Origin of the sequence: Haloactinopolyspora sp., from assembly GCF_027324685.1 — a bacterium.
Lineage (GTDB): Bacteria > Actinomycetota > Actinomycetes > Jiangellales > Jiangellaceae > Haloactinopolyspora.
Genome location: NZ_DAHVSH010000100.1, coordinates 1 through 19,428, shown reverse-complemented (window position 1 = coordinate 19,428; position 19,428 = coordinate 1). Strand labels below are relative to the sequence as shown.

Sequence of the window (19,428 nt, the reverse complement as noted above, 5' to 3'; positions counted from 1 at the left end):
CGACCACGATGCGGACGTCCCGGCGAACACGCCCACGGATTGCGTCACGAACGAGTCAAGAAGCCGTAACGAAGCTGGGCCGACGGTGCTCACAGGTGGACGCGCCCGAGGGGGGAGTCGGAAGAGTCGAACATCTCGACAAGTGAGCAACGATCAGGCGTGGGCCGAAGGGTAAGGCGAGGGTCATGGCACGGACAGGTCGGCAACGCGGCGGCAGGGGACTTGCGGCGGTTCTCGCCGTCGCCGTGCTGGCGGGCGCCTGCAGCGGAGGCGAGGACGTCGACGTCGACGGCGAAGGCGGCGGTGACGGTGGTGAAGGCGGATCCGCCGGCGGCACGCTGATCGCCGCGATCTCCGCCGAGCCCGACCAGTTCGACCCGCACAAGACCCAGGCCTACGCGAGCTTCCAGGTTCTCGAGAACGTCTACGACACGCTGGTCGTGCCCGACGCCGAAGGCGAGTTCCAGCCCAGCCTCGCCACCGAGTGGACCACCAGTGACGACGGCTTGACGTGGACGTTCACCCTGCGCGAAGGGGTCACCTTCCACGACGGCTCGGAGTTCGATTCCGCCGACGTCGTCTACTCCTACAACCGCATCATCGACGAGCAACTGGCCAACGCGTTCCGGTTCGCCAGCGTCGCTGATGTGCAGGCGCCGGATCCCCAGACGGTGGTCATCACGCTCAGCGAACCGACACCGGCCCTGCTGTCCAACATCGGTGGCTTCAAAGGGATGTCGATCATTCCCGAGGGCGCAGCCGACGAGTACGACCTGGCCACCGAGGCCGTCGGTACCGGGCCGTTCACCTTCGAGTCGTCCGCGGCGGGCGGTGTCACGCTGGCCGCGTACGACGACTACTGGGGCGACGCTCCGTCGATCGACGGCGTGGAGTTCCAGTACATCAGCGAGCCGACGGCGGCGCTGACGGCGCTGCGCTCCGGCGACGTCCACTGGACCGACAACGTGCCGCCGCAAGACGTCGAGAGCCTCGCCGACGACGACCAGGTCGAACTCGGTACCACGCCCAGCGTCGACTACTGGTACATGGCGATGAACCAGGCCAAGCCGCCGTTCGACAACCGCGACTTCCGCCGGGGCGTGGCCTTCGGCATCGACCGGGCCGCCGTGACCGAGGCGGCGAAGTTCGGGGCCGCGACGGTCAACCAGACGGCGATTCCCGAGCAGAGTTTCTGGTACCACGAGTACGCGCCGTTCGAACACGACCCGGCGCAGGCGACGGACCTCATCGAGTCGGCCGGCGCGGCCACGCCGGTACAGATGGGCTTGATGGTCACCGACGAATACCCGGAGACGATTCAGGCGGCCCAGGTCATCCAGGCGAACCTGGCCGAGGTCGGCGTCGAGGTCAACATCGAGCAGGAGGACTTCGGCACGTGGCTGGACCGGCAGTCCCAAGGTGACTACGACGCGTTCATGCTCGGCTGGCTGGGCAACCTCGACCCGTTCGGGTTCTACCACGCCCAGCACGTGTGCGAAGGCACCTCGAACTTCCACAGCTACTGCAACCCCGAGGTGGACGACCTGCTCGGCCAAGCCGCCACCGAGACCGACCGGGACGCCCGCAAGGCGCTCTACGACCAGGCCGCCGAGCTCATCGCCGACGACGTCAGCTACCTGTACCTGTACAACCCCGACGTGGTTCAGGCCTGGGCTCCCGGACTCGAGGGGTACGAGGTGCGTGCGGACAAGGCCATCAACTTCGAGTCGGTGAGGCTGCCGGAGTGACCGGATACGTCCTGCGGCGGCTGTGGCAATCGGCCGTCGTGCTGCTCGGCGTGAGCGTGCTCGTCTTCGCCATCATGCAGCTGGTGCCGGGGGACCCGATCCGGTTGGCGCTGGGCACCCGGTTCGACCCGGACACCTACGAGGCGCTGCGCGCGCGGTCCGGGCTCGACGACTCGGTGCCGGTGCAGTACGTCAACTGGATCACCTCCGCGCTCACCGGCGATCTGGGGGTGAGCTTCCGCAGTGGCGAGACCGTGACGTCGCTGATCATCGAGCGGTTGCCGGCCACCCTGTCGCTCGCTGGGGGAGCGATCCTGGTCGCGATACTCATTGCCGTGCCGTTGGGCACGCTCTCCGCGCTGCGCCCCAGGTCCCCGGTCGATTGGTTCGCCACGCTGAGCAGCCAGGCCGGGCTGAGCGTCCCGGACTTCTGGCTGGGCATCATGTTCATCCTGATCTTCGCCGGCACGCTGGGCTGGCTGCCGTCGGCGGGATACACGCCGCTGTTCGAGGATCCGCTCGGTTGGGCCCAGCATCTGCTGCTGCCCGCGGTGACCGCAGGTGTGGGAAGCGGCTCCATTCTGACCCGCTTCGTGCGTTCCTCGGTCCTGGAGGCGATCGGACAGGACCACGTGCGCACGGCCCGAGCCAAGGGCATGCGCGCCGGTGACGTCCTGCGCTGGCACGTTCTGCGTAATGCGCTGGTGCCGTTCGTGACCGTCGGCGGTGTGCAGCTCGCGTATCTGCTGTCCGGCGTCGTGATCGTCGAGTACGTCTTCGCCTACCAAGGGCTGGGCCAACTGGCGTTTCAGGCCGTGCAGTCGCGCGACTATCCGGTGCTGCAGGGCGCGGTCCTGCTGTTCGCAGTGATCTTCCTGGTGATCAACTTGATCGTCGATCTCACCTACGCGCGGCTCGATCCGCGGATCTCGTACCGGAGCAGCCGATGAGTATCGAGGAGTCCGCTGAGACGCCGCCGGTGACGCGTCAGCACCGGCCACGGTGGCTGGAAACGCTGACCTTGCTGGCGCGTAACCCGTTGGCCATCGCGGCCGTCGTCGTCCTCGCCGGGCTCGTGTTCGCGGCGCTCCTGGCCGAGTCGATCGTGCCCCGCGACGACATCTTCACCCCCGACATCGCGAACCGGCTGCAGGCGCCGTCAGGCGAGCACTGGTTCGGCACCGACGAGCTCGGCCGCGACGTGTTCGCGCGCGTTCTGGCCGGCGCGGAGGTGTCGCTGCGCGTGGGCGCCGTGGCGGTGGGGATCTCCTTGACCGCCGGCGTGGTGGTGGGCTTGCTGGCCGGCTACTTCGGCCGGTGGGTCGACGACACCCTGATGCGGGTCATGGACGTGCTGTTCGCCTTTCCCGCGCTGCTCATGGCGATCGCCGTCCTGGCGATCCTCGGGGCCGGCTCCACCAACGCGATGATCGCGATCGGCATCGTCTACACCCCGATCTTCGCGCGCATCACCCGCGCGAGCGTGCTCAGCGTCCGCGAGGAGGTGTACGTGCGTGCGGCCCGCTCGGCCGGCGCGGGCAACGTGCGCATCATCGTCCGGCACGTGCTGCCCAACGTCACCGCGCCGATCATCGTGCAGACGTCGATCAGTCTGGCGTTCGCCATCCTGTCCGAGGCCGCGTTGAGTTTCGTGGGCCTGGGCACGCAGCCGCCGGACCCGTCGTGGGGGCGCATGTTGTCCGAGGGGCGTGGCTTCATCGAGCAAGCCTGGTGGATGGCGGTGTTCCCGGGAGCGGCCATCTTCGTGACGGTGCTGGCCTTCAACGTCCTCGGTGACGCCTTGCGCGACGTGCTCGATCCGCGCCAACGCTCGGCGATGAAAGGGGTGGGCGCATGAGCCCGGTGCTCTCGGTGCGCGACCTGCGCGTGGCGTTTCGGACCGGCGGCGGGCTTGCTCGCGTGGTCAATGGGGTCGACTTCGACGTCGAACCGGGTGAGACCCTGGCCATCGTCGGTGAATCCGGCTCGGGCAAGAGCGTGACGTCACTGGCCGTGCTGGGCTTGCTGCCGCAGGCGGTCACCGAGGTGCACGGCAGCGCGGTCTTCGACGGCGACGAGCTCATCGGCCGGTCCGAGGAGCACCTGCGCCGCGTGCGCGGCGCCGGCATCGGCATGGTCTTCCAGGACCCGATGACCTCGCTCAACCCGGTACTCACCGTCGGCCGCCAGATCGCCGAGGCGCTGCAAGCTCATGAGAAGGCCAGCGACCGCGCCGTACGCACCCGCGCGGCGGAGTTGCTCGGTGAGGTCGGCATTCCCGACCCGCAGGGTCGGCTGCGTGCCTACCCGCACCAGCTCTCCGGCGGGATGCGCCAGCGGGTCATGATCGCCATCGCGCTGGCCGGCAACCCGCAGGTGTTGATCGCCGACGAGGCCACCACGGCCCTGGACGTCACCGTGCAGGCGCAGATCCTCGAGCTGATCGAACGGCTGCAGGGCGAGCACGGGATGGCCGTGGTGTGGATCACCCACGATCTCGGCGTGGTCGCCGGCATCGCCGATCACGTGATCGTGATGTACGCCGGACGGTGCGTCGAGGAAGCCGCGGTGGACGACCTCTACTCGCGGCCGTCCCACCCGTACACGAGGGGACTGTTGTCGTCGCTCCCGCTGCTTGACGACCCTCGATCGGCACGTGAGCGTGACCCGCTGACGACGATGCCCGGCCTGCCACCCGATCCGGTCGCGCTGCCCGAAGGCTGCGCCTTCTATCCACGGTGCGCCTACCGGCTGGACGACCGATGCAAGACCGAGGTTCCGCCGTTGGCGCCGGTGGCCGCAGCTGCTGAGAACCACCGGGCGGCGACGTTCTATCGCATCGACGCGGCGGATGAACCGGAGGGGCAGCGATGACTCAAGGCGATGTGCTCGTCCGCGCGAAAAGCCTCGAGGTGCATTTCCCGCTGCCCGCTCCCGGCCCGTTCCGCTCGTCGCCGGGCGCGGTGCGCGCGGTCGACGGCGTCGATCTCGAGATCTTCCGGGGCGAGACCTTGGGCCTGGTGGGGGAGTCCGGCTGCGGCAAGTCGACCTTGGGCAACGCGCTGTTGCGGCTGGTCGAACCTACCGGCGGCGCGGTCGAGTTCGACGGCACCGACGTCACGGGCATGCCGGCGCGAGAGTTGCGCGCCTTGCGCCGGCGCACGGCCATGGTGTTCCAGGACCCGTTCGCCTCGCTGGATCCCCGGTTCACCGTGGGAGAGTCGATCGGTGAGCCACTGGTGATCCACGGGCTGCATCGCGGCCGCGAACGTCGTCGCGCCCGGGTGTCGGAGCTGATGGAGATCGTCGGGCTCAATCCGGATCTGCGCAACCGCTATCCGCACGAGTTCTCCGGTGGCCAGCGCCAGCGTGTCGGCATCGCCCGCGCACTGGCCAGGGAGCCCGACTTCATCGTCTGCGACGAGCCGATCGCGTCACTGGACGTCTCGGTGCAGGCCCAGGTCGTGAATCTGCTGGTGCGTCTGCAGCGGGAACTAGGCCTGACGTACCTGTTCGTCTCGCACGACCTGGCCGCCGTCCGGCAGGTCGCCGACCGAGTCGCGGTGATGTACCTGGGCCGGGTCGTGGAGATCGGCGACGGCGTGGCCGTCGGTGACGAGCCTCAACATCCCTACACCGAAGCGCTGGTGTCCGCCGTGCCGGTTCCGGTGCCCGAACGCGAGCGCGTACGCGAGCGCATCGTCTTGCAAGGTGACATCCCCAGCCCGACGAATCCGCCATCGGGCTGCCGGTTCCGCACCCGCTGCCCGCGGGTGTTCGAGCCGTGCCCCGACCACGATCCGGTGCTACAGCCAGTCGGGTCGCGCCAGGAGGCGGCCTGTCACCTGCACGGGGTCACGGGCTGAGCTGTTCGGAGTGCACCCGGGGGGTGGCTTGGCCCACGGATTGGTCGTTCGCGCGTCCGGCGTGGCCACGGGCGCGCGGGGTCGTGATGATCGTCGTGTGTGATTTGGCCGAGGGCGTGGGGTCGTGATGATCGTCGTGTGAAGATGCGCGGCGTAGAACGGCAATCGTCAGCACGACGATCTTCACGACAGCGCCCAGCGCGAAGCTCGTCAGTTTGCACCTGAGCCAGGCCCGAGGCGACCGTCACGTTGGTGGCCTCACCATGACCCTCGGCTGTGGAACCAGGGACGCTCGGCTGGGACACGTTGGACCGACCCTTGTGACCCCGACCTCTGTGACCCCGACCCCTGTGACCCCCGACCCCTGGAATCCCGCGTCCCCGGGACATCGGAACACCATGAACGGCGCGAACGCGTGGATGAGGCGGCTCGGCCCGCCCTGTGAACGGCCACCGCACTCGGCCGAGCGGGGCGCGGCCCAACGAGTGGTGTCGGACCTGCGTGTCCATCTATACTGGCAGCGGCTCAGCTTTGTCTGGGTCGAATTCGCGTGCCCGCACGCAAGGTTTTGCTCGCCAACGGTCCTGGACGGTTCGTCACACGAACCCACAGGCGGCGCAGCGGCCGCGGGCACCAGGCGTAGCGGCCGACCACCGCTGCGAACAACCGCAAACAACGCGCCGCCTCGCGATCTGCGGCCGGCGCACTAGGAGGAGACGCAGGCCATGGCCGTCGTCACCATGAGGCAGTTGCTGCAAAGCGGCGTGCACTTCGGGCACCAGACCCGGCGCTGGAACCCGAAGATGAAGAGGTTCATCCTCACCGAGCGCAACGGCATCTACATCATCGACCTGCAGCAGTCGCTGTCCTACATCGACCGCGCGTACGAGTTCGTCAAAGAGACCGTGGCGCACGGCGGGACGGTGCTGTTCGTGGGCACCAAGAAGCAGGCTCAGGAGGCCGTGCGCGAGCAGGCCACCCGTGTCAACATGCCCTACGTCACCGAGCGGTGGCTCGGCGGCATGCTCACCAACTTCCAGACCGTCAACAAGCGGCTGCAGCGGCTCAAGGAGCTCGAGGAACTCGACTTCGACGACGTCGCGGGGTCGGGACTGACGAAGAAGGAACTTCTCATGCGCCGGCGTGAGAAGGACAAGCTCGAGCGGACTCTCGGCGGCGTGCGCACGATGTCCAAGGTGCCCAGCGCCGTGTGGATCGTCGACACCAAGAAGGAGCACCTCGCCGTCGACGAGGCCCGCAAGCTGGGTATCCCGATCGTCGCCATCCTCGACACCAATTGCGACCCTGACGAGGTCGACTACCCGATCCCGGGTAACGACGACGCCATCCGCGCGGTGTCGCTGCTCACGCGCGTCGTGGCCGACTCCGTCGCCGACGGGCTGCTGGCCCGGCACGGGCAGCGCGGCGAGGCCACCAACGGCACCGACCTCGCCTCTGACGAGCCGCTCGCCGAGTGGGAGAAGGAGCTGCTCCAGGCCGACTCGGGCACCGTCACCGAGAACGACGCCGCCCAGGTTCCGGCCGAGCCCTCCACCCAGGTCGCGGGTGAGTCCGCCGAGGCCGTCGCCGAAGCCGCCGAGCAGAACGAGGGCGCCCAGCCCGCCGCTCCGCAGGCCTGAGCACCACCCCGATTCACGTCGCGGCGGCTCGGTCACACCGGGCCGCCGCGAGCTTTGACGACTTACTGACTATAGAGAGAAGTGTGAGGATGCCGAACATCACTGCCGCCGACGTCAAGCGCCTGCGTGAGGCCACGGGCGCCGGCATGATGGACGCGAAGAAGGCGCTGGAGGGTGCCGACGGCGACTTCGACCAGGCCATCGAGGCCCTGCGGATCAAGGGCGCGGCCAAGGCCGCCAAGCGCAGCGCCGAGCGCACCACGTCCAACGGTCTCGTCGCGGCCGACGGCCCGGCGCTGATCGTACTGGCCTGTGAGACCGACTTCGTCGCGAAGAACGCTGACTTCCAGAAGCTCGCCGCCGACATCGTCGCCGTTGCGGCCACGGCCAAGGCTGGCGACGTCGACACGCTGCTCGGTTCGAGCATGCCGGACGGACGCACCGTCAGCGCGGCGATCGACGAGGCCGCTGCGGTCATCGGTGAGAAGATCGAGCTCACCAAGGCCGCCGTCGTCGACGGTCAGTTCGCCACGTACCTGCACCGTCGCTCCGCCGACCTCCCGCCGCAGGTGGGCGTCCTGGTCGAGTACGAATCCGACGGCTCGGCCGAGGCCGCTCAGGCCGCGCACGATGCCGCCATGCAGGTTGCAGCGCTGCGCCCGCAGTACACCAACCGCGACGAGGTGCCGGCCGACGTCATCGACAACGAGCGGCGCATCGCCGAGGCGACTGCTCGCGAAGAAGGCAAGCCCGAGCAGGCGCTGCCGAAGATCGTCGAGGGCCGGCTCAACGGATACTTCAAGGACACCGTCCTGCTCGACCAGCCGGCGGTGAAGGATTCGAAGAAGTCCGTCGGTTCTCTCATGCAAGAGGCCGGCGTCACGGTCAAGCGGTTCGTCCGTTTCGAGGTCGGCGCCGCCTGAGCGGAGCACCTGTTCAGCCCCGTCAACCCGTACGACCGCAGGAGGCCGGCACCGTGACCGAGACGAGCGACACCACGGCGGTGCCGGCCGCGACCGACAGACCCCCGACGCCGCTGGGCGCGGCCAAGCGGGTCCTGCTGAAGCTGTCCGGTGAAGTGTTCGGCGGCGGCGCGGTCGGCGTCGACCCGAATGTCGTGCGCCGCATCGCCGCGCAGATCGCCGAGGTGATCGACGACGGCGTTCAGGTGGCTGTGGTCGTGGGAGGGGGCAATTTCTTCCGCGGCGCGGAGTTGCAGCACCACGGCATGGACCGAGCCCGGGGCGACTACATGGGCATGCTCGGCACGGTCATGAACTGCCTGGCCCTGCAGGACTTCCTCGAGCACCGGGGCGTCGACACTCGGGTGCAGACGGCCATCACGATGGGCCAGGTGGCCGAGCCGTACATTCCCCGGCGCGCGGCGCGGCACCTCGAGAAGGGCCGGGTCGTGATCTTCGGTGCCGGTGCGGGCATGCCGTACTTCACCACCGATACCGTGGCCGCCCAGCGCGCCCTGGAAATCGGTTGTGACCGGCTGCTCATGGGTAAGAGTGGGGTTGACGGCGTTTACGAGGCCGACCCGCACACGCATCCGGACGCGCGCAGATATGTCACCATCTCCTACGCAGAAGTGCTGCGGCAGCGACTCAATGTGGCCGATCCGGCCGCCTTCAGCCTCTGTATGGACAACCACCTGCCTATTGTGGTGTTCGGCCTCGATGTGGATGACGGCATCGCCCGGGCGATCCGGGGCGAGAAGATCGGCACCTTGGTCGCCTCCGACGTCGAAACCGTCGTCGATGTCGGTGGGTCGTAGAGTCCGTGACACGATGCCGGTGACGTGACCGGGTTCGGTCGGGGAACCTCTTGAGTAGAGACGGCACACGCAAGGCGAAGGAGTCATGGTGATCGACGAAACCCTCCTCGAGGCTGAGGAGAAAATGGAGAAGGCCGTTTCGGTCGGTAAAGAGGATTTCGCGACGATCCGGACCGGCCGAGCGCACCCCTCGCTGTTCAACAAGATCATGGTCGACTACTACGGCGTACCCACGCCGGTCAACCAGCTCGCGTCGTTCCACATCGCCGACGCGCGCATGATCACGGTGCAGCCGTACGACAAGAGCTCGCTCGGCGCCATCGAGCGCGCGATCCGCGATTCCGACCTCGGGGTCAACCCGACCAACGACGGCACGATCATCCGGGTCGCCCTTCCGGTGCTGACCGAGGAACGCCGCCGGGAGTACATCAAGGTCGCCAGAGAGAAGGCCGAGGGCTCACGGGTCTCGATCCGCAGTGTGCGCCGGCACGCGAAGGAGACCTTGGACCGTCTCGCTCGTGACGGCGAGGTCGGTGAGGACGACGTCGCCCGGGCCGAGAAGCAGCTGGAAACGCTCACGAAGAACTACATCGACCAGATCGACGAGTTGCTCAAGCGCAAGGAAGCCGAACTGCTCGAGGTCTGAGACACGTGGTGATGACCGACGAGCCGCCCGAGTCGCAGCCTCCGGAGGCCGGCGCCAAAGGTCCGGGGCATCGCGCGCGGCGGCACGGCCGGGCGGGGCGTGATCTGCGCGCGGCGACCGCCGTCGGGCTCGGGCTGGCCGCAATCGTCCTGAGCACGCTGTTCCTGTTCAAGCCCGCATTCGTGGGGCTGGTCGTGCTGGTCATGATCGTCGCCGTGTGGGAGCTCGCGACGGCGATGAGTCAGCGGTCGGTGGCGGTGCCGGTCGTGCCGGTCATGCTCGGCGCCGTGCTGATGCTCGTCGGTGGATACGCCGGCGGCGCCTCGCCGCTGATGGTCAGCCTCGGTCTCACCGTCGCTGCCGTCGGCGCGTGGCGGTTGGGCGATTCCAGCCCTGGTTACCTGCGTGACGTCGCCGCCGGCGTGTTCGTCGCGGTGTACGTGCCGTTCTTGGCCGGTTTCGCGATGATCCTGGTGCGCGCCGACGACGGTCATTGGCAGGTGTTCGCGCTGCTGCTGGTCGTGGTGGCCTCGGACACCGGTGGTTACGCCGCGGGCGTCATCGCCGGACGGCATCCGATGGCGCCCAGCGTCAGTCCGAAGAAGTCGTGGGAGGGCTTCGCCGGGTCGGTGCTGCTCGGTGGGACCGCCGGGGTGGCGGTGGCGATACTGGCCTTCGACGGCACCTGGTGGGCCGGCGCGATTCTCGGCCTGGTCGGGGTCATCGGAGCGACCCTGGGCGATCTCGGCGAATCCATGATCAAGCGTGACCTCGGGGTCAAGGACATGAGTTCGCTGCTGCCGGGGCACGGCGGTCTGATGGACCGGTTGGATTCGCTGCTGCCGTCGGCTCCGCTGGTGTGGCTGGTCCTCGAGTACGTCGTCACCTGACCCTCCTTCGCCGGTCAGCGGAGGCCCACTGCGGCCGGGCGTGTCACAATGGCGGTCATCATGCCCAAACCCGGTGAGTTGACGCTCGTCCCCGCGCGCCGTGGCAAGCCGCCGCGGCATCTTGCCGACCTCGACGTCGCCGATCGACGGCAGGCGGTGGCCGATCTGGGCGAGAAGCCGTTCCGCGCCGACCAGCTGTCGCGGCACTATTTCGCCCGCCACGTCAGCGACCCTGCGCAGATGACCGACGTTCCGGCCGCGGCTCGCGCCGACCTGGCCGCGTCACTGCTGCCGGTCCTGGTCACCCCCGTTCGCCACGTCGAGACCGACGACGGGGCGACCCGCAAGACGTTGTGGCGGCTGTTCGACGGTGCGCTGGTCGAAAGCGTGTTGATGCGCTACGACGGAGCGCGACCGCGGGTCACATTGTGTGTGTCCAGCCAAGCCGGCTGCGGCATGAACTGCCCGTTCTGTGCGACCGGCCAACAAGGCCTGACCCGCAACATGTCCGCGGCCGAGATCGTCGAGCAGGTCGTGGCGGCCGAGCGGGCGTTGCGCGCCGGTGAGGTCGCTGGTGGGCCGGGGCAGGTCACCAACGTCGTGTTCATGGGCATGGGTGAGCCGCTGGCGAACTACAAGGCGGTGGTCACCGCCGTACGCCGGCTCATCGACGCCGCGCCGGCCGGTCTGGGGCTCAGCCGCCGGGGCATCACCGTGTCGACGGTGGGACTCGCTCCGGCGATCGACAAACTCGCCGCTGAAGATCTCGGCGTCACGCTCGCGCTGTCACTGCATGCCCCCGACGACGAGCTGCGCGACGAGTTGGTGCCGGTGAACACTCGATGGAAGGTCGACGAGGCGCTCGACGCCGCGCGGCGCTATTTCGAGACCACCGGCCGGCGGGTCTCCATCGAGTATGCTCTGATCCGCGACATCAACGACCAGGCGTGGCGGGCCGATCTGCTCGGGCGCCTGCTTGATGCGCGTGGACGAGGATGGGTGCACGTCAACCCGATTCCGCTCAACCCGACACCCGGGTCGAAGTGGACCGCGTCGCGTCCGGAGGTGGCGGCGCAATTCGTAGCCACTCTGGCCGAACGCGGTATCCCGGTGACAGTCCGTGATACGCGGGGTAGCGACATCGACGGGGCATGTGGTCAGCTGGCTACTGTTACCGATTAGTATGCATTGCGATTGGCTCGGCCGGTCTCGGGGGATTTCGGCTTCTCGGGTCATGAGTTGGCTGGACTCATGGTCGTGAGGTACCCCGAGACCGGCCATTTCACTTCGGGAGGAGAGTGACACCTGGTGGCCGTCAGTCGCGAGCCCGAGTTTCGTACGACCCGGATGCGAGAGGGCTATGACCTGGACGCCGTCGACGACTTCGTCGACGTCGTCATCGACGCCCTCGAGGGGCGCAGCAGCGGGCGCGGTGTGACGCCGGAGCAGATCGAGAACGAGGAGTTCAAGGTCGTCCGGATGCGCGAGGGTTACGTCATGGACGACGTCGACGACTGGCTCGACGCGGCTGCGGCGGAACTCCGGCGCATGCGCAAGGCCGCTGCTCAGGCGCCTGCGCATGACCATGGTGCGCAGCACACGAGTGTGGGTACTCATCCTGGCCAGATGGCCGGTGCTCCCGCCGCACCCCCGGTGGCGCCGCCGGCGGTGCTCCCGCCTGGTGGCTACGGGGCACCTGGGGGCTACGACGTGCCCGCGTCCGGTTACGGCGCTCCCAACGCCGCGGGTTACGGCGGTCCCGCCGCGCCGCAGACGAATCCGGGTTACGCGCCGTACTACGACACCCAGCACGGCGCGCCGGCGGCGTACAACAGCTCACCCGGCACTGCTCCCGGAACCATCCCCGCATCGCAGCAGACGATGCCCGGCGCCCCGCCGAGCTACGATCCCCTGACCGACTCCGCGGTGAACGAACTCGACCCGGTGCTTCGAGCGCTGGATCCCTCTTTCGGCTCCGAGCAGCAGTATCCGCAGTCCTCCGCTCCCGCTCAATCGCCGATGGGCGCGCCCGTCGTCGACGATCAGTCACTGAGCCCGTCGACCACACCGTCGACGGGGCTGCACCACGTCGAGGTCTGGGTCCGTGACCTCGAGGCGGCGACCCGGTCGTTCGGTTGGCTGTTCGAGCGGCTCGGCTGGACGCTTTTCCAGGCATGGGAGCACGGTCGCTCCTGGCAGGCGCCCGGCGGCGGCCCCTACGTCGTGGTGGAAGCGTCCCCGGACATGAGCTGGGTCGCCTACGACCGCAAGGCCCCGGGCCTAAACCATCTGGCGCTGGCCGTCCCCGAGCAATGGATGGTCGATCGCATCGTCTCCGAGGCCCCGGCCTACGGCTGGCACCTCATGTTCGCCGATCGGCATCCGCATGCCGGCGGCCCGCATCACTACGCCGCGTACATGGAGAACGACGAGGGGTTCGAAGTCGAGGTCGTCGCTCCCTGAGACCGTCGGCGGCGCGGTGGCCGATCAGCGCCCGAGGTAGGCGCCGCCGTTGACGTGCAGGACCTGGGCGGTGACGTGTCCGGCTTCCGGTGAAGCCAGGTAACGCACCGCCGCGGTCACGTCGTCCGTTCTGCCCGCCCGGCCGTTCTTGGTCGCGTTGATCAATCGTTGCCGACGCTCGTCGGTGAGTGAATCCCGGAAGAACTCCGTGCCCTCGGTGAGGCCCGGCGCGACGACGTTCGCGGTGATAGCGCGCGGGCCCAGCCGGCCGGCGATGTCGACCGTCCACACCTCCACCGCCGCCTTGGCCGCTCCGTAGCTGCCCGATCCCTGGTGAGCGGCTATCGAACCGATGGTGACGATGCGCGCGCCGTCGACGAAGCGCGGGGTCAGCACCGTGGTCATCAGGACGGCGCTGAGGACGTTGGCGTCGAGATTGGCTCGCCAGGCAGCGGCGATGCCGGCCAGGTCGTCGGGTGCCGGGGCGGGCTGGTCGAAGCCGGTGTTGCCCCCTGCCGCGTTGACCAGGACGTCGACGCGTTCAGGCAGGTGCTCGGCTGCCGCTTGGACGGCCACCGGGTCCGACGCGTCGAAGTCGATCGCCCGTACGGACGGTCCGATCTCGGCGACGGCTCGCTCGAGTCGTTCCCGTCGCCGGCCGGTGATGACGACGGTGTCGCCGTCGGCGGCGAACGACTGCGCGACGGCGCGGCCGATGCCGGTTCCGCCCCCGGTGACGACGATGGTCCGTGCAGCCATGCAAACTCCTTTAGTGCTAAATTAATTGGCGTGACGAGCCTAAGGGCCGGTTGGGCGGCATGACAACACGGGACGAGGACGGCGCCGATCGGATTCAGGCGGCGTGGCGCCGCGAGCTGCCGGACGTGCCGGTCGAGTCGATCGGGATCATCACCCGGATCTGGCGGCTGGCGCAGCTGCTCTCCGACGAGCGACGCCGGACCCTGGAGCGCCTCGGCACTGACAGTTCGACCCTCGACCTGCTGAGCACCTTGCGCCGTAGTGGCCCGCCATACGAGCTCACCCCTGGGCAGATCGCCCAGCGCAGCTTCGTCACCGCCGGAGCGATATCGCAGCGGGTCGCCCGTGCCGAGGCGGCCGGTCTCGTGGTGCGGAATCGATCCGGCGACGACGGTCGGTCGGTGGTGGTCGCGCTGACCGAGACGGGGCGGCAGTTGAACGAGCGCGTCGTCGGCGAGTTGCTCCGCCACGAGGAATCGCTGCTCGACGGGCTCGATCAGCCTGCCCGCGCTGAGCTGGCGAATTCGTTGAAGGTCCTGCTGGGTCAGCTCGGCCGACGGGTCGGTGCCGAGGACCGGCCACCGCCCTAGTAAGAGGTACAGTATTGGTCTATGAAGGTGCTCATCTCGGCCGACATGGAGGGCGCCACCGGTGTGACGTGGAGCGCGGATGTCGAGCCCGGCACCGAGCCGTGGCAACGCTGCCGATCGATGTTCACCTCTGACGTCAACGGCGCCATCGCCGGGCTGTTCGACGGCGGGGCCACCGAGGTCGTCGTCAACGAGGCGCATGCCACCATGCGCAATCTTCTCCTCGAAGAGCTCGACGAACGGGCCACCATGATCACCGGCCGGCACAAGGCACTGACGATGGTCGAGGGCATCCAGGCCGGCGACGTCGACGGCGTGGTCTTTCTCGGCTACCACGCGGGAGCCGGGGCCGAGGGAGTGCTGGCGCACACCTACCTGCCCAACTCGATCACCGGTGTGTGGCTCGACGGCGCCCCGGCCAGTGAGGGGCGGCTCAATGCCCTCGTGGCGGCCCAGTACGGAACGCCGGTGATCCTCGTCACCGGCGACGACCGCACGTGTGCCGATGCGGCGACGTACGCACCCGAAGCGCATACCGTCGCGGTCAAGGAGTACGTGTCGCGCTACGCCGCTCGGTGCAAGCCGCCGGCCCGCACCTTCGCCGACATCCGTGCCGGTGCGAAGGCGGCGACCGCTTCGGCCGTGCGGCACGAACCGGCCACCGACGCCGGACCGTTCACCGTCGAGGTCGAAGTCGACGCGACCCAGTTGGCGGATTTCGCCGGTATGGTGCCCACCGTGGAACGTGTCGCCGAGCGCCGGGTCCGCTACACCGCCGGAACCGCTGAGGACATGATCCGCTGCTTCAAGACCGTGACCACGCTGATCTCGAATGGCATCGAAGACCGCTATGGCTGACCGCCCCTCGGACGTCACCACGCTGGCGTCGGACCTCATCCGTATCGACACCACCAACTCCGGCGACGGCACGTGCCGAGAACGTCCGGCCGCCGAGTACGTCGCCGAACGCCTCGACGACGTCGGCATCGAGGCCACCGTGATCGAATCGGCGCCCGGCCGGGCGAACGTCGTCGCGCGCATCGACGGCACCGAACCCGACCGCGACGCCGTCCTCGTCCACGGGCACCTCGACGTCGTTCCCGCCGAACCGGCCGACTGGCAGGTTCACCCCTTCTCCGGCGAGGTCCGTGACGGCGTCCTGTGGGGCCGCGGCGCGGTCGACATGAAGGGCATGGACGCGATGATGCTCGCCGTGGTCCGCGCCTGGATGCGCGAGGGCCGGCGACCCCGTCGTGACGTCGTGCTCGCGTTCACTGCCGACGAGGAAGCCAGCGCCGTCTACGGCTCGGATTTCCTCGTGCGCGAGCACGCCGATCTGTTCGAGGGCTGCACCGAAGGCTTCAGCGAATCCGGTGCGTACACGTTCCACGCCGGCGACGGGATTCGGCTGTACCCGGTCGGCGCCGGCGAGCGAGGTACCGCCTGGATGCGATTGACCGCCAATGGCCAGGCCGGGCACGGTTCGAAGGTCAACACCGACAACGCTGTCGGCGCGCTGGCCGCGGCGCTGGCCCGTTTCGACCAGCACGAATGGCCGGTGCGCCTGACGCCGACGGTGCGGGCCGCGGTGGAGGGTATCGGCACCGCGCTGGGGATCGAGGTCGACACCGACGATCCGGCCTTCGACGCCGACGAGGTGCTGGCGCAGTTCGGCCCCGCGCGTCAGCTCGTCGAGTCGACGCTGCGCAACAGCACCAACCCGACCATGATGCAGGCCGGGTACAAGGTCAACGTCATCCCGCAGACCGCGGTCGGTTACGTCGACGGGCGCGTCCTGCCGGGGATGAAAGACGAGTTCGAATCCACCGTCTCCGAGCTAGCGGGTCCGCGGGTGCACTGGGACTACGAGCACACCGAGGTGCCGTTGTCGGCCGACGTCGACTCGTCGACGTTCGCGGCGATGGCCGACGCGCTGACCGCTGAGGATCCCGGTGCGTACGTGGTGCCGATGTGTATGTCCGGCGGGACGGACGCCAAGCAGTTCTCCCGGCTGGGCATCGTCGGGTACGGCTTCTCGCCGTTGCAGCTGCCGCCAGGATTCGACTATCAGGCGCTGTTCCACGGCATCGACGAGCGCGTGCCGGTGGACGCACTGGACTTCGGTGTGCGCGTGCTCGACCGGTTCCTGACGACGGTCGGCTGATGACCGCGCAGTCGGCACCGTATGGAAGCTGGGCCTCGCCCGTCGACGTCGGACTCGTCGCGGAGAACGACGGCCGGCCCGGCTGGCTGAGCCACGACGGCGAGTCCTTGTGGTGGGTCCGCCCGATGCCCGCGGAGGGCGGACGCTCCGCGTTGCTGCGCTCGCGTGGCGACGGTGCCGGGCCTGCCGAGGTGGTCGTTCCGGCTCCGTGGAACGTGCGCAGCCGGGTCCACGAATACGGCGGGCGCGCCTACGTCCCCGTACCCGGTCGCTCCGGTGCAGCCGTCGTGTTCAGCGAGTTCTCCGATCAGCGCCTGTACCTGCTCGAGCCCGGCGCGGACGCCGAGCCCCGCCCGCTGAGCCCGCAACCGGCTCGCCCGGCCGGCTGGCGCTACGTCGAACCCGTGCTCGCGCCCGACGGCGACGCCGTGTGGTGCGTCCGCGAGGAGCATGTCGGCCCGGCACCGACCGACGTGCGACGAGCCCTGGTGAGCGTGCCGCTGGACGGCTCCGCGGCCGGTGACGAGTCGGCGGTGCGGGTGCTCGTCGTCGACCGGCACTTCCTCGCTTGCCCGCGCCCGTCGCCGGACGGCCGGAGTCTGGCCTGGATCGGCTGGGAGCATCCGGACATGCCATGGGACTCCACCGAGCTGCGGGTCGCGCGTATCGACGCGGACGGGACCGTGGGTCCGGCGGTCACGGTGGCCGGTGGGCGCGACGAGTCGGTCGTGCAGGTCGAATGGGAATCCGCGCAGACCCTCTTGCTGCTCAGCGACGCCAGCGGCTGGTGGAACCTGCACCGGCTTCAGCTGGCTCCGGACGGAACCGCCGACGGCGTGCCGGTCAACCTCTGTCCGCGCGACGAGGAGTTCGGCGGCGCGTTGTGGCAGCTCGGCATGCAGTGGTTCGCCCCATTGCCCAGCGGAGACGTCGCCGTCATCCACGGTGGCGCATCGACGCGGCTCGACGTTCTCGACCCCGGGACCGGCCAGCTGCGATCAGGCGGCGACGAGCGGTACACCGAGTGGGCACCGACCTTGGCCACGTCGGAGGCCGGCGTGATCGGCGTCGCTGCTGCGCCCGATGTGCCGTACGCCGTCGTCGGGGCGGCGGGCCGCATCGGTGAGAGCGAGGACGGGTCGACGGCGGTCCAGCGCGTGCTGCCGGTGCCGAGCCCGCGCACGTTCACCGGGCCCGGGGGACGCGAGATCCACGCCGCCGTCTACCCGCCGCGGCACCCGGACCTGCGCGGCCCCGATGGTGAGCTGCCGCCGTACGTCGTCTTCGTCCACGGTGGGCCCACGAGCCGCGTACCGATGGTGCACGACCTCGAGATCGCCTACTTCACCAGCCGCGGCATCGGGGTGGCGGAGGTCAACTACGGCGGCTCCACCGGACATGGCCGCGAGTACCGCAACCGGCTCCGCGAGAACTGGGGCGTCGTCGACGTCGAAGATTGCGTCGCCGTGGCGCAGGCGCTGGCGGCCGAAGGCAGCGCCGACCCGGCGCGGCTGGGCATCCGCGGCGGCAGTGCAGGTGGGTGGACCTCAGCGGCAGCGCTGACCTTCGACGACACGTTCGCCTGCGGGGTCATCATGTACCCGATCCTCGACCTGGCCGGCTGGCGCACCGGTGAGACCCACGATTTCGAGTCGCAGTACCTCGAATCCCTCGTCGGGCCGTGGCCGGCGACCGCTCAGCGCTACGCCGACCGCTCGCCGATCAACTACCCCGAGGGGATCACCGCGCCGTTCCTGCTGTTGCAGGGGCTGGAGGACGAGATCTGCCCGCCGGTGCAGTGCGAGCGGTTCGTCGAGCGGATCGCCGGGCGCGGGGTCCCGCACGCCTACCTGACCTTCGAAGGCGAGCAGCACGGCTTCCGCCGCAAGGAGACCATCGTCACGGCGCTGCAGGCCGAGCTGTCGCTGTACGCCCAGGTGTTCGGGTTCACGCCGGCCGACGACGTACCGACGCTCGCGTTGACGACGTGACCGACATGCGGCTGACACCCTTGACCCGGCCGCGGCGACTGCGAGCGGGGGACCGGGTCGTGGTCGTGTCGCCGAGCGGGCCGGTACCGAAGGAAAGCCTCGAGACCGGCTGCGCGATCCTGCGCGAATGGGGCCTCGACGTCGTCGTCGCGCCGCACGCCCTCGACCGCCACCCGAGCTTCGACTACCTGGCTGGTAGCGACCAAGATCGCGCCCGTGACCTGCAGGAGGCGTGGTGCGACCCGTCCGTGTCCGGGGTGATCTGTGCCCGCGGCGGCTACGGCGCGCAGCGCATGATCGAGTTGATCGACTGGGCGGCGATGCGCGCGGCCGGACCGAAGGTGTTGGTCGGGTTCAGCGACATCACCGCGCTCCACGGCGCCTTCGCCACGCATCTTGGGCTGGCGACGGTGCACGGCCCGATGCCTGGTACCACGATGTTCACCGACGACGATCGCACGGCCGACCTGTTGCGGCGCATGCTGATGGAACCGGGCGAGGCGATGGCGCTGACCTCGCCGGACGCGAGGGTACTGGTGCCAGGGGCGGCCCGCGGCGTGACCATCGGAGGCTGCCTGAGCCTGCTCGCCGGCGAGATCGGCACGCCGACCGCCCGGGCGAGCGCCGCCGGGGGCATCGTGCTCCTCGAGGACGTGGGGGAGAAGGCGTACCGCCTGGACGGCTTCCTCACCCAGCTATTGCGGACCGGGTGGTTCGACGGCGTGGCCGGCGTGGCGCTCGGGTCCTGGAAGGACTGCGAGCCGGTGGAGGAGTTGATGATGGACCGGCTGGGCGGGCTCGGTGTCCCGATCGTCGCCGACCTCGGGTTCGGTCACTGCGACAGCTCCATCACCGTGCCGCTCGGGGTGCCGGCCGTGCTCGACGCCGACG

18 protein-coding genes are annotated in these 19,428 nt (G+C 69.1%); 17 read left to right on the top strand and 1 reads right to left on the bottom strand.

Translation table 11 applies throughout. The annotated features are described in order from the left end of the window. Positions 1-185 precede the first annotated feature (185 nt). From M6444_RS11305 to M6444_RS11250, 12 genes are all read left to right on the top strand, one after another. Positions 186-1,748, top strand: a complete 1,563-nt coding sequence (locus M6444_RS11305) for an ABC transporter substrate-binding protein (RefSeq protein ID WP_298327031.1) — start codon at positions 186-188, stop codon at positions 1,746-1,748. Then, on the top strand, positions 1,745-2,698 hold the full coding sequence (locus M6444_RS11300) for an ABC transporter permease (protein ID WP_298327028.1): 954 nt from the start codon (positions 1,745-1,747) through the stop codon (positions 2,696-2,698). The genes M6444_RS11305 and M6444_RS11300 overlap by 4 nt, the downstream gene beginning before the upstream one ends. Continuing rightward, positions 2,695-3,606: an ABC transporter permease gene (locus M6444_RS11295; RefSeq protein WP_298327025.1), complete on the top strand. Its 912-nt coding sequence runs from the start codon at positions 2,695-2,697 to the stop codon at positions 3,604-3,606. The genes M6444_RS11300 and M6444_RS11295 overlap by 4 nt, the downstream gene beginning before the upstream one ends. Next, positions 3,603-4,622, top strand: coding sequence for an ABC transporter ATP-binding protein (locus tag M6444_RS11290; RefSeq protein WP_298327022.1), 1,020 nt, complete (start codon positions 3,603-3,605; stop codon positions 4,620-4,622). The genes M6444_RS11295 and M6444_RS11290 overlap by 4 nt, the downstream gene beginning before the upstream one ends. Further along, the gene (locus tag M6444_RS11285) at positions 4,619-5,614 is read left to right on the top strand and encodes an oligopeptide/dipeptide ABC transporter ATP-binding protein (RefSeq protein ID WP_298327019.1); all 996 of its coding nucleotides are present in this window, start codon (positions 4,619-4,621) and stop codon (positions 5,612-5,614) included. The genes M6444_RS11290 and M6444_RS11285 overlap by 4 nt, the downstream gene beginning before the upstream one ends. Before the next feature lie 725 nt (positions 5,615-6,339). Beyond that, positions 6,340-7,254, top strand: a complete 915-nt coding sequence (gene rpsB / locus M6444_RS11280; RefSeq protein WP_363326327.1) for a 30S ribosomal protein S2 — start codon at positions 6,340-6,342, stop codon at positions 7,252-7,254. Positions 7,255-7,343: 89 nt separating this feature from the next. Then, positions 7,344-8,177, top strand: coding sequence for a translation elongation factor Ts (gene tsf / locus M6444_RS11275; protein WP_298327016.1), 834 nt, complete (start codon positions 7,344-7,346; stop codon positions 8,175-8,177). A gap of 80 nt (positions 8,178-8,257) precedes the next feature. Further along, the gene (gene pyrH, locus M6444_RS11270; protein ID WP_363326329.1) at positions 8,258-9,034 is read left to right on the top strand and encodes a UMP kinase; all 777 of its coding nucleotides are present in this window, start codon (positions 8,258-8,260) and stop codon (positions 9,032-9,034) included. Positions 9,035-9,122: 88 nt separating this feature from the next. Next, on the top strand, positions 9,123-9,680 hold the full coding sequence (gene frr, locus M6444_RS11265; RefSeq protein ID WP_298327172.1) for a ribosome recycling factor: 558 nt from the start codon (positions 9,123-9,125) through the stop codon (positions 9,678-9,680). Positions 9,681-9,691: 11 nt separating this feature from the next. Further along, complete coding sequence (locus M6444_RS11260) at positions 9,692-10,570, top strand: phosphatidate cytidylyltransferase (RefSeq protein ID WP_298327169.1); 879 nt, start codon at positions 9,692-9,694, stop codon at positions 10,568-10,570. Between the two features lie 60 nt (positions 10,571-10,630). Further along, complete coding sequence (gene rlmN, locus M6444_RS11255) at positions 10,631-11,752, top strand: 23S rRNA (adenine(2503)-C(2))-methyltransferase RlmN (protein WP_298327012.1); 1,122 nt, start codon at positions 10,631-10,633, stop codon at positions 11,750-11,752. A gap of 126 nt (positions 11,753-11,878) precedes the next feature. Beyond that, positions 11,879-13,033 carry a DivIVA domain-containing protein gene (locus M6444_RS11250; RefSeq protein ID WP_298327011.1) on the top strand — a complete coding sequence of 385 codons (1,155 nt, stop codon included), beginning with the start codon at positions 11,879-11,881 and terminating at the stop codon, positions 13,031-13,033. Positions 13,034-13,057: 24 nt separating this feature from the next. On the opposite strand, the gene M6444_RS11245 is transcribed toward M6444_RS11250, so the two are convergent. Then, complete coding sequence (locus tag M6444_RS11245) at positions 13,058-13,792, bottom strand: SDR family oxidoreductase (RefSeq protein WP_298327008.1); 735 nt, start codon at positions 13,790-13,792, stop codon at positions 13,058-13,060. Between the two features lie 59 nt (positions 13,793-13,851). Here M6444_RS11245 and M6444_RS11240 point away from each other — a divergent pair, with 59 nt between their 5' ends. From M6444_RS11240 to M6444_RS11220, 5 genes are all read left to right on the top strand, one after another. After that, on the top strand, positions 13,852-14,382 hold the full coding sequence (locus M6444_RS11240; RefSeq protein ID WP_298327006.1) for a MarR family transcriptional regulator: 531 nt from the start codon (positions 13,852-13,854) through the stop codon (positions 14,380-14,382). A 21-nt stretch (positions 14,383-14,403) separates the two neighbouring features. Then, complete coding sequence (locus M6444_RS11235; protein WP_298327004.1) at positions 14,404-15,240, top strand: M55 family metallopeptidase; 837 nt, start codon at positions 14,404-14,406, stop codon at positions 15,238-15,240. Then, on the top strand, positions 15,215-16,546 hold the full coding sequence (locus tag M6444_RS11230) for a M20/M25/M40 family metallo-hydrolase (protein ID WP_298327002.1): 1,332 nt from the start codon (positions 15,215-15,217) through the stop codon (positions 16,544-16,546). The genes M6444_RS11235 and M6444_RS11230 overlap by 26 nt, the downstream gene beginning before the upstream one ends. Beyond that, a complete protein-coding gene (locus tag M6444_RS11225; RefSeq protein WP_298327000.1) occupies positions 16,546-18,537 on the top strand; it encodes a prolyl oligopeptidase family serine peptidase in 1,992 nt (663 codons plus the stop codon). The genes M6444_RS11230 and M6444_RS11225 overlap by 1 nt, the downstream gene beginning before the upstream one ends. 5 nt (positions 18,538-18,542) lie before the next feature. Beyond that, positions 18,543-19,428 (top strand): LD-carboxypeptidase (locus M6444_RS11220; RefSeq protein WP_298326998.1); only part of this gene is annotated, 886 nt, incomplete at its 3' end.

What these genes read in the sequence shown, in the direction of transcription:
- rpsB (WP_363326327.1), top strand. Translation starts at nt 6,340, where the DNA reads ATGGCCGTCGTCACCATGAGGCAGTTGCTGCAAAGCGGCGTGCACTTC.
- M6444_RS11290 (WP_298327022.1), top strand. Translation starts at nt 3,603, where the DNA reads ATGAGCCCGGTGCTCTCGGTGCGCGACCTGCGCGTGGCGTTTCGGACC.
- M6444_RS11230 (WP_298327002.1), top strand. Translation starts at nt 15,215, where the DNA reads ATGGCATCGAAGACCGCTATGGCTGACCGCCCCTCGGACGTCACCACG.
- M6444_RS11245 (WP_298327008.1), bottom strand. Translation starts at nt 13,792, where the DNA reads ATGGCTGCACGGACCATCGTCGTCACCGGGGGCGGAACCGGCATCGGC.
- M6444_RS11235 (WP_298327004.1), top strand. Translation starts at nt 14,404, where the DNA reads ATGAAGGTGCTCATCTCGGCCGACATGGAGGGCGCCACCGGTGTGACG.
- M6444_RS11240 (WP_298327006.1), top strand. Translation starts at nt 13,852, where the DNA reads ATGACAACACGGGACGAGGACGGCGCCGATCGGATTCAGGCGGCGTGG.
- M6444_RS11225 (WP_298327000.1), top strand. Translation starts at nt 16,546, where the DNA reads ATGACCGCGCAGTCGGCACCGTATGGAAGCTGGGCCTCGCCCGTCGAC.
- M6444_RS11305 (WP_298327031.1), top strand. Translation starts at nt 186, where the DNA reads ATGGCACGGACAGGTCGGCAACGCGGCGGCAGGGGACTTGCGGCGGTT.
- M6444_RS11295 (WP_298327025.1), top strand. Translation starts at nt 2,695, where the DNA reads ATGAGTATCGAGGAGTCCGCTGAGACGCCGCCGGTGACGCGTCAGCAC.
- M6444_RS11285 (WP_298327019.1), top strand. Translation starts at nt 4,619, where the DNA reads ATGACTCAAGGCGATGTGCTCGTCCGCGCGAAAAGCCTCGAGGTGCAT.
- rlmN (WP_298327012.1), top strand. Translation starts at nt 10,631, where the DNA reads ATGCCCAAACCCGGTGAGTTGACGCTCGTCCCCGCGCGCCGTGGCAAG.
- tsf (WP_298327016.1), top strand. Translation starts at nt 7,344, where the DNA reads ATGCCGAACATCACTGCCGCCGACGTCAAGCGCCTGCGTGAGGCCACG.
- M6444_RS11260 (WP_298327169.1), top strand. Translation starts at nt 9,692, where the DNA reads ATGACCGACGAGCCGCCCGAGTCGCAGCCTCCGGAGGCCGGCGCCAAA.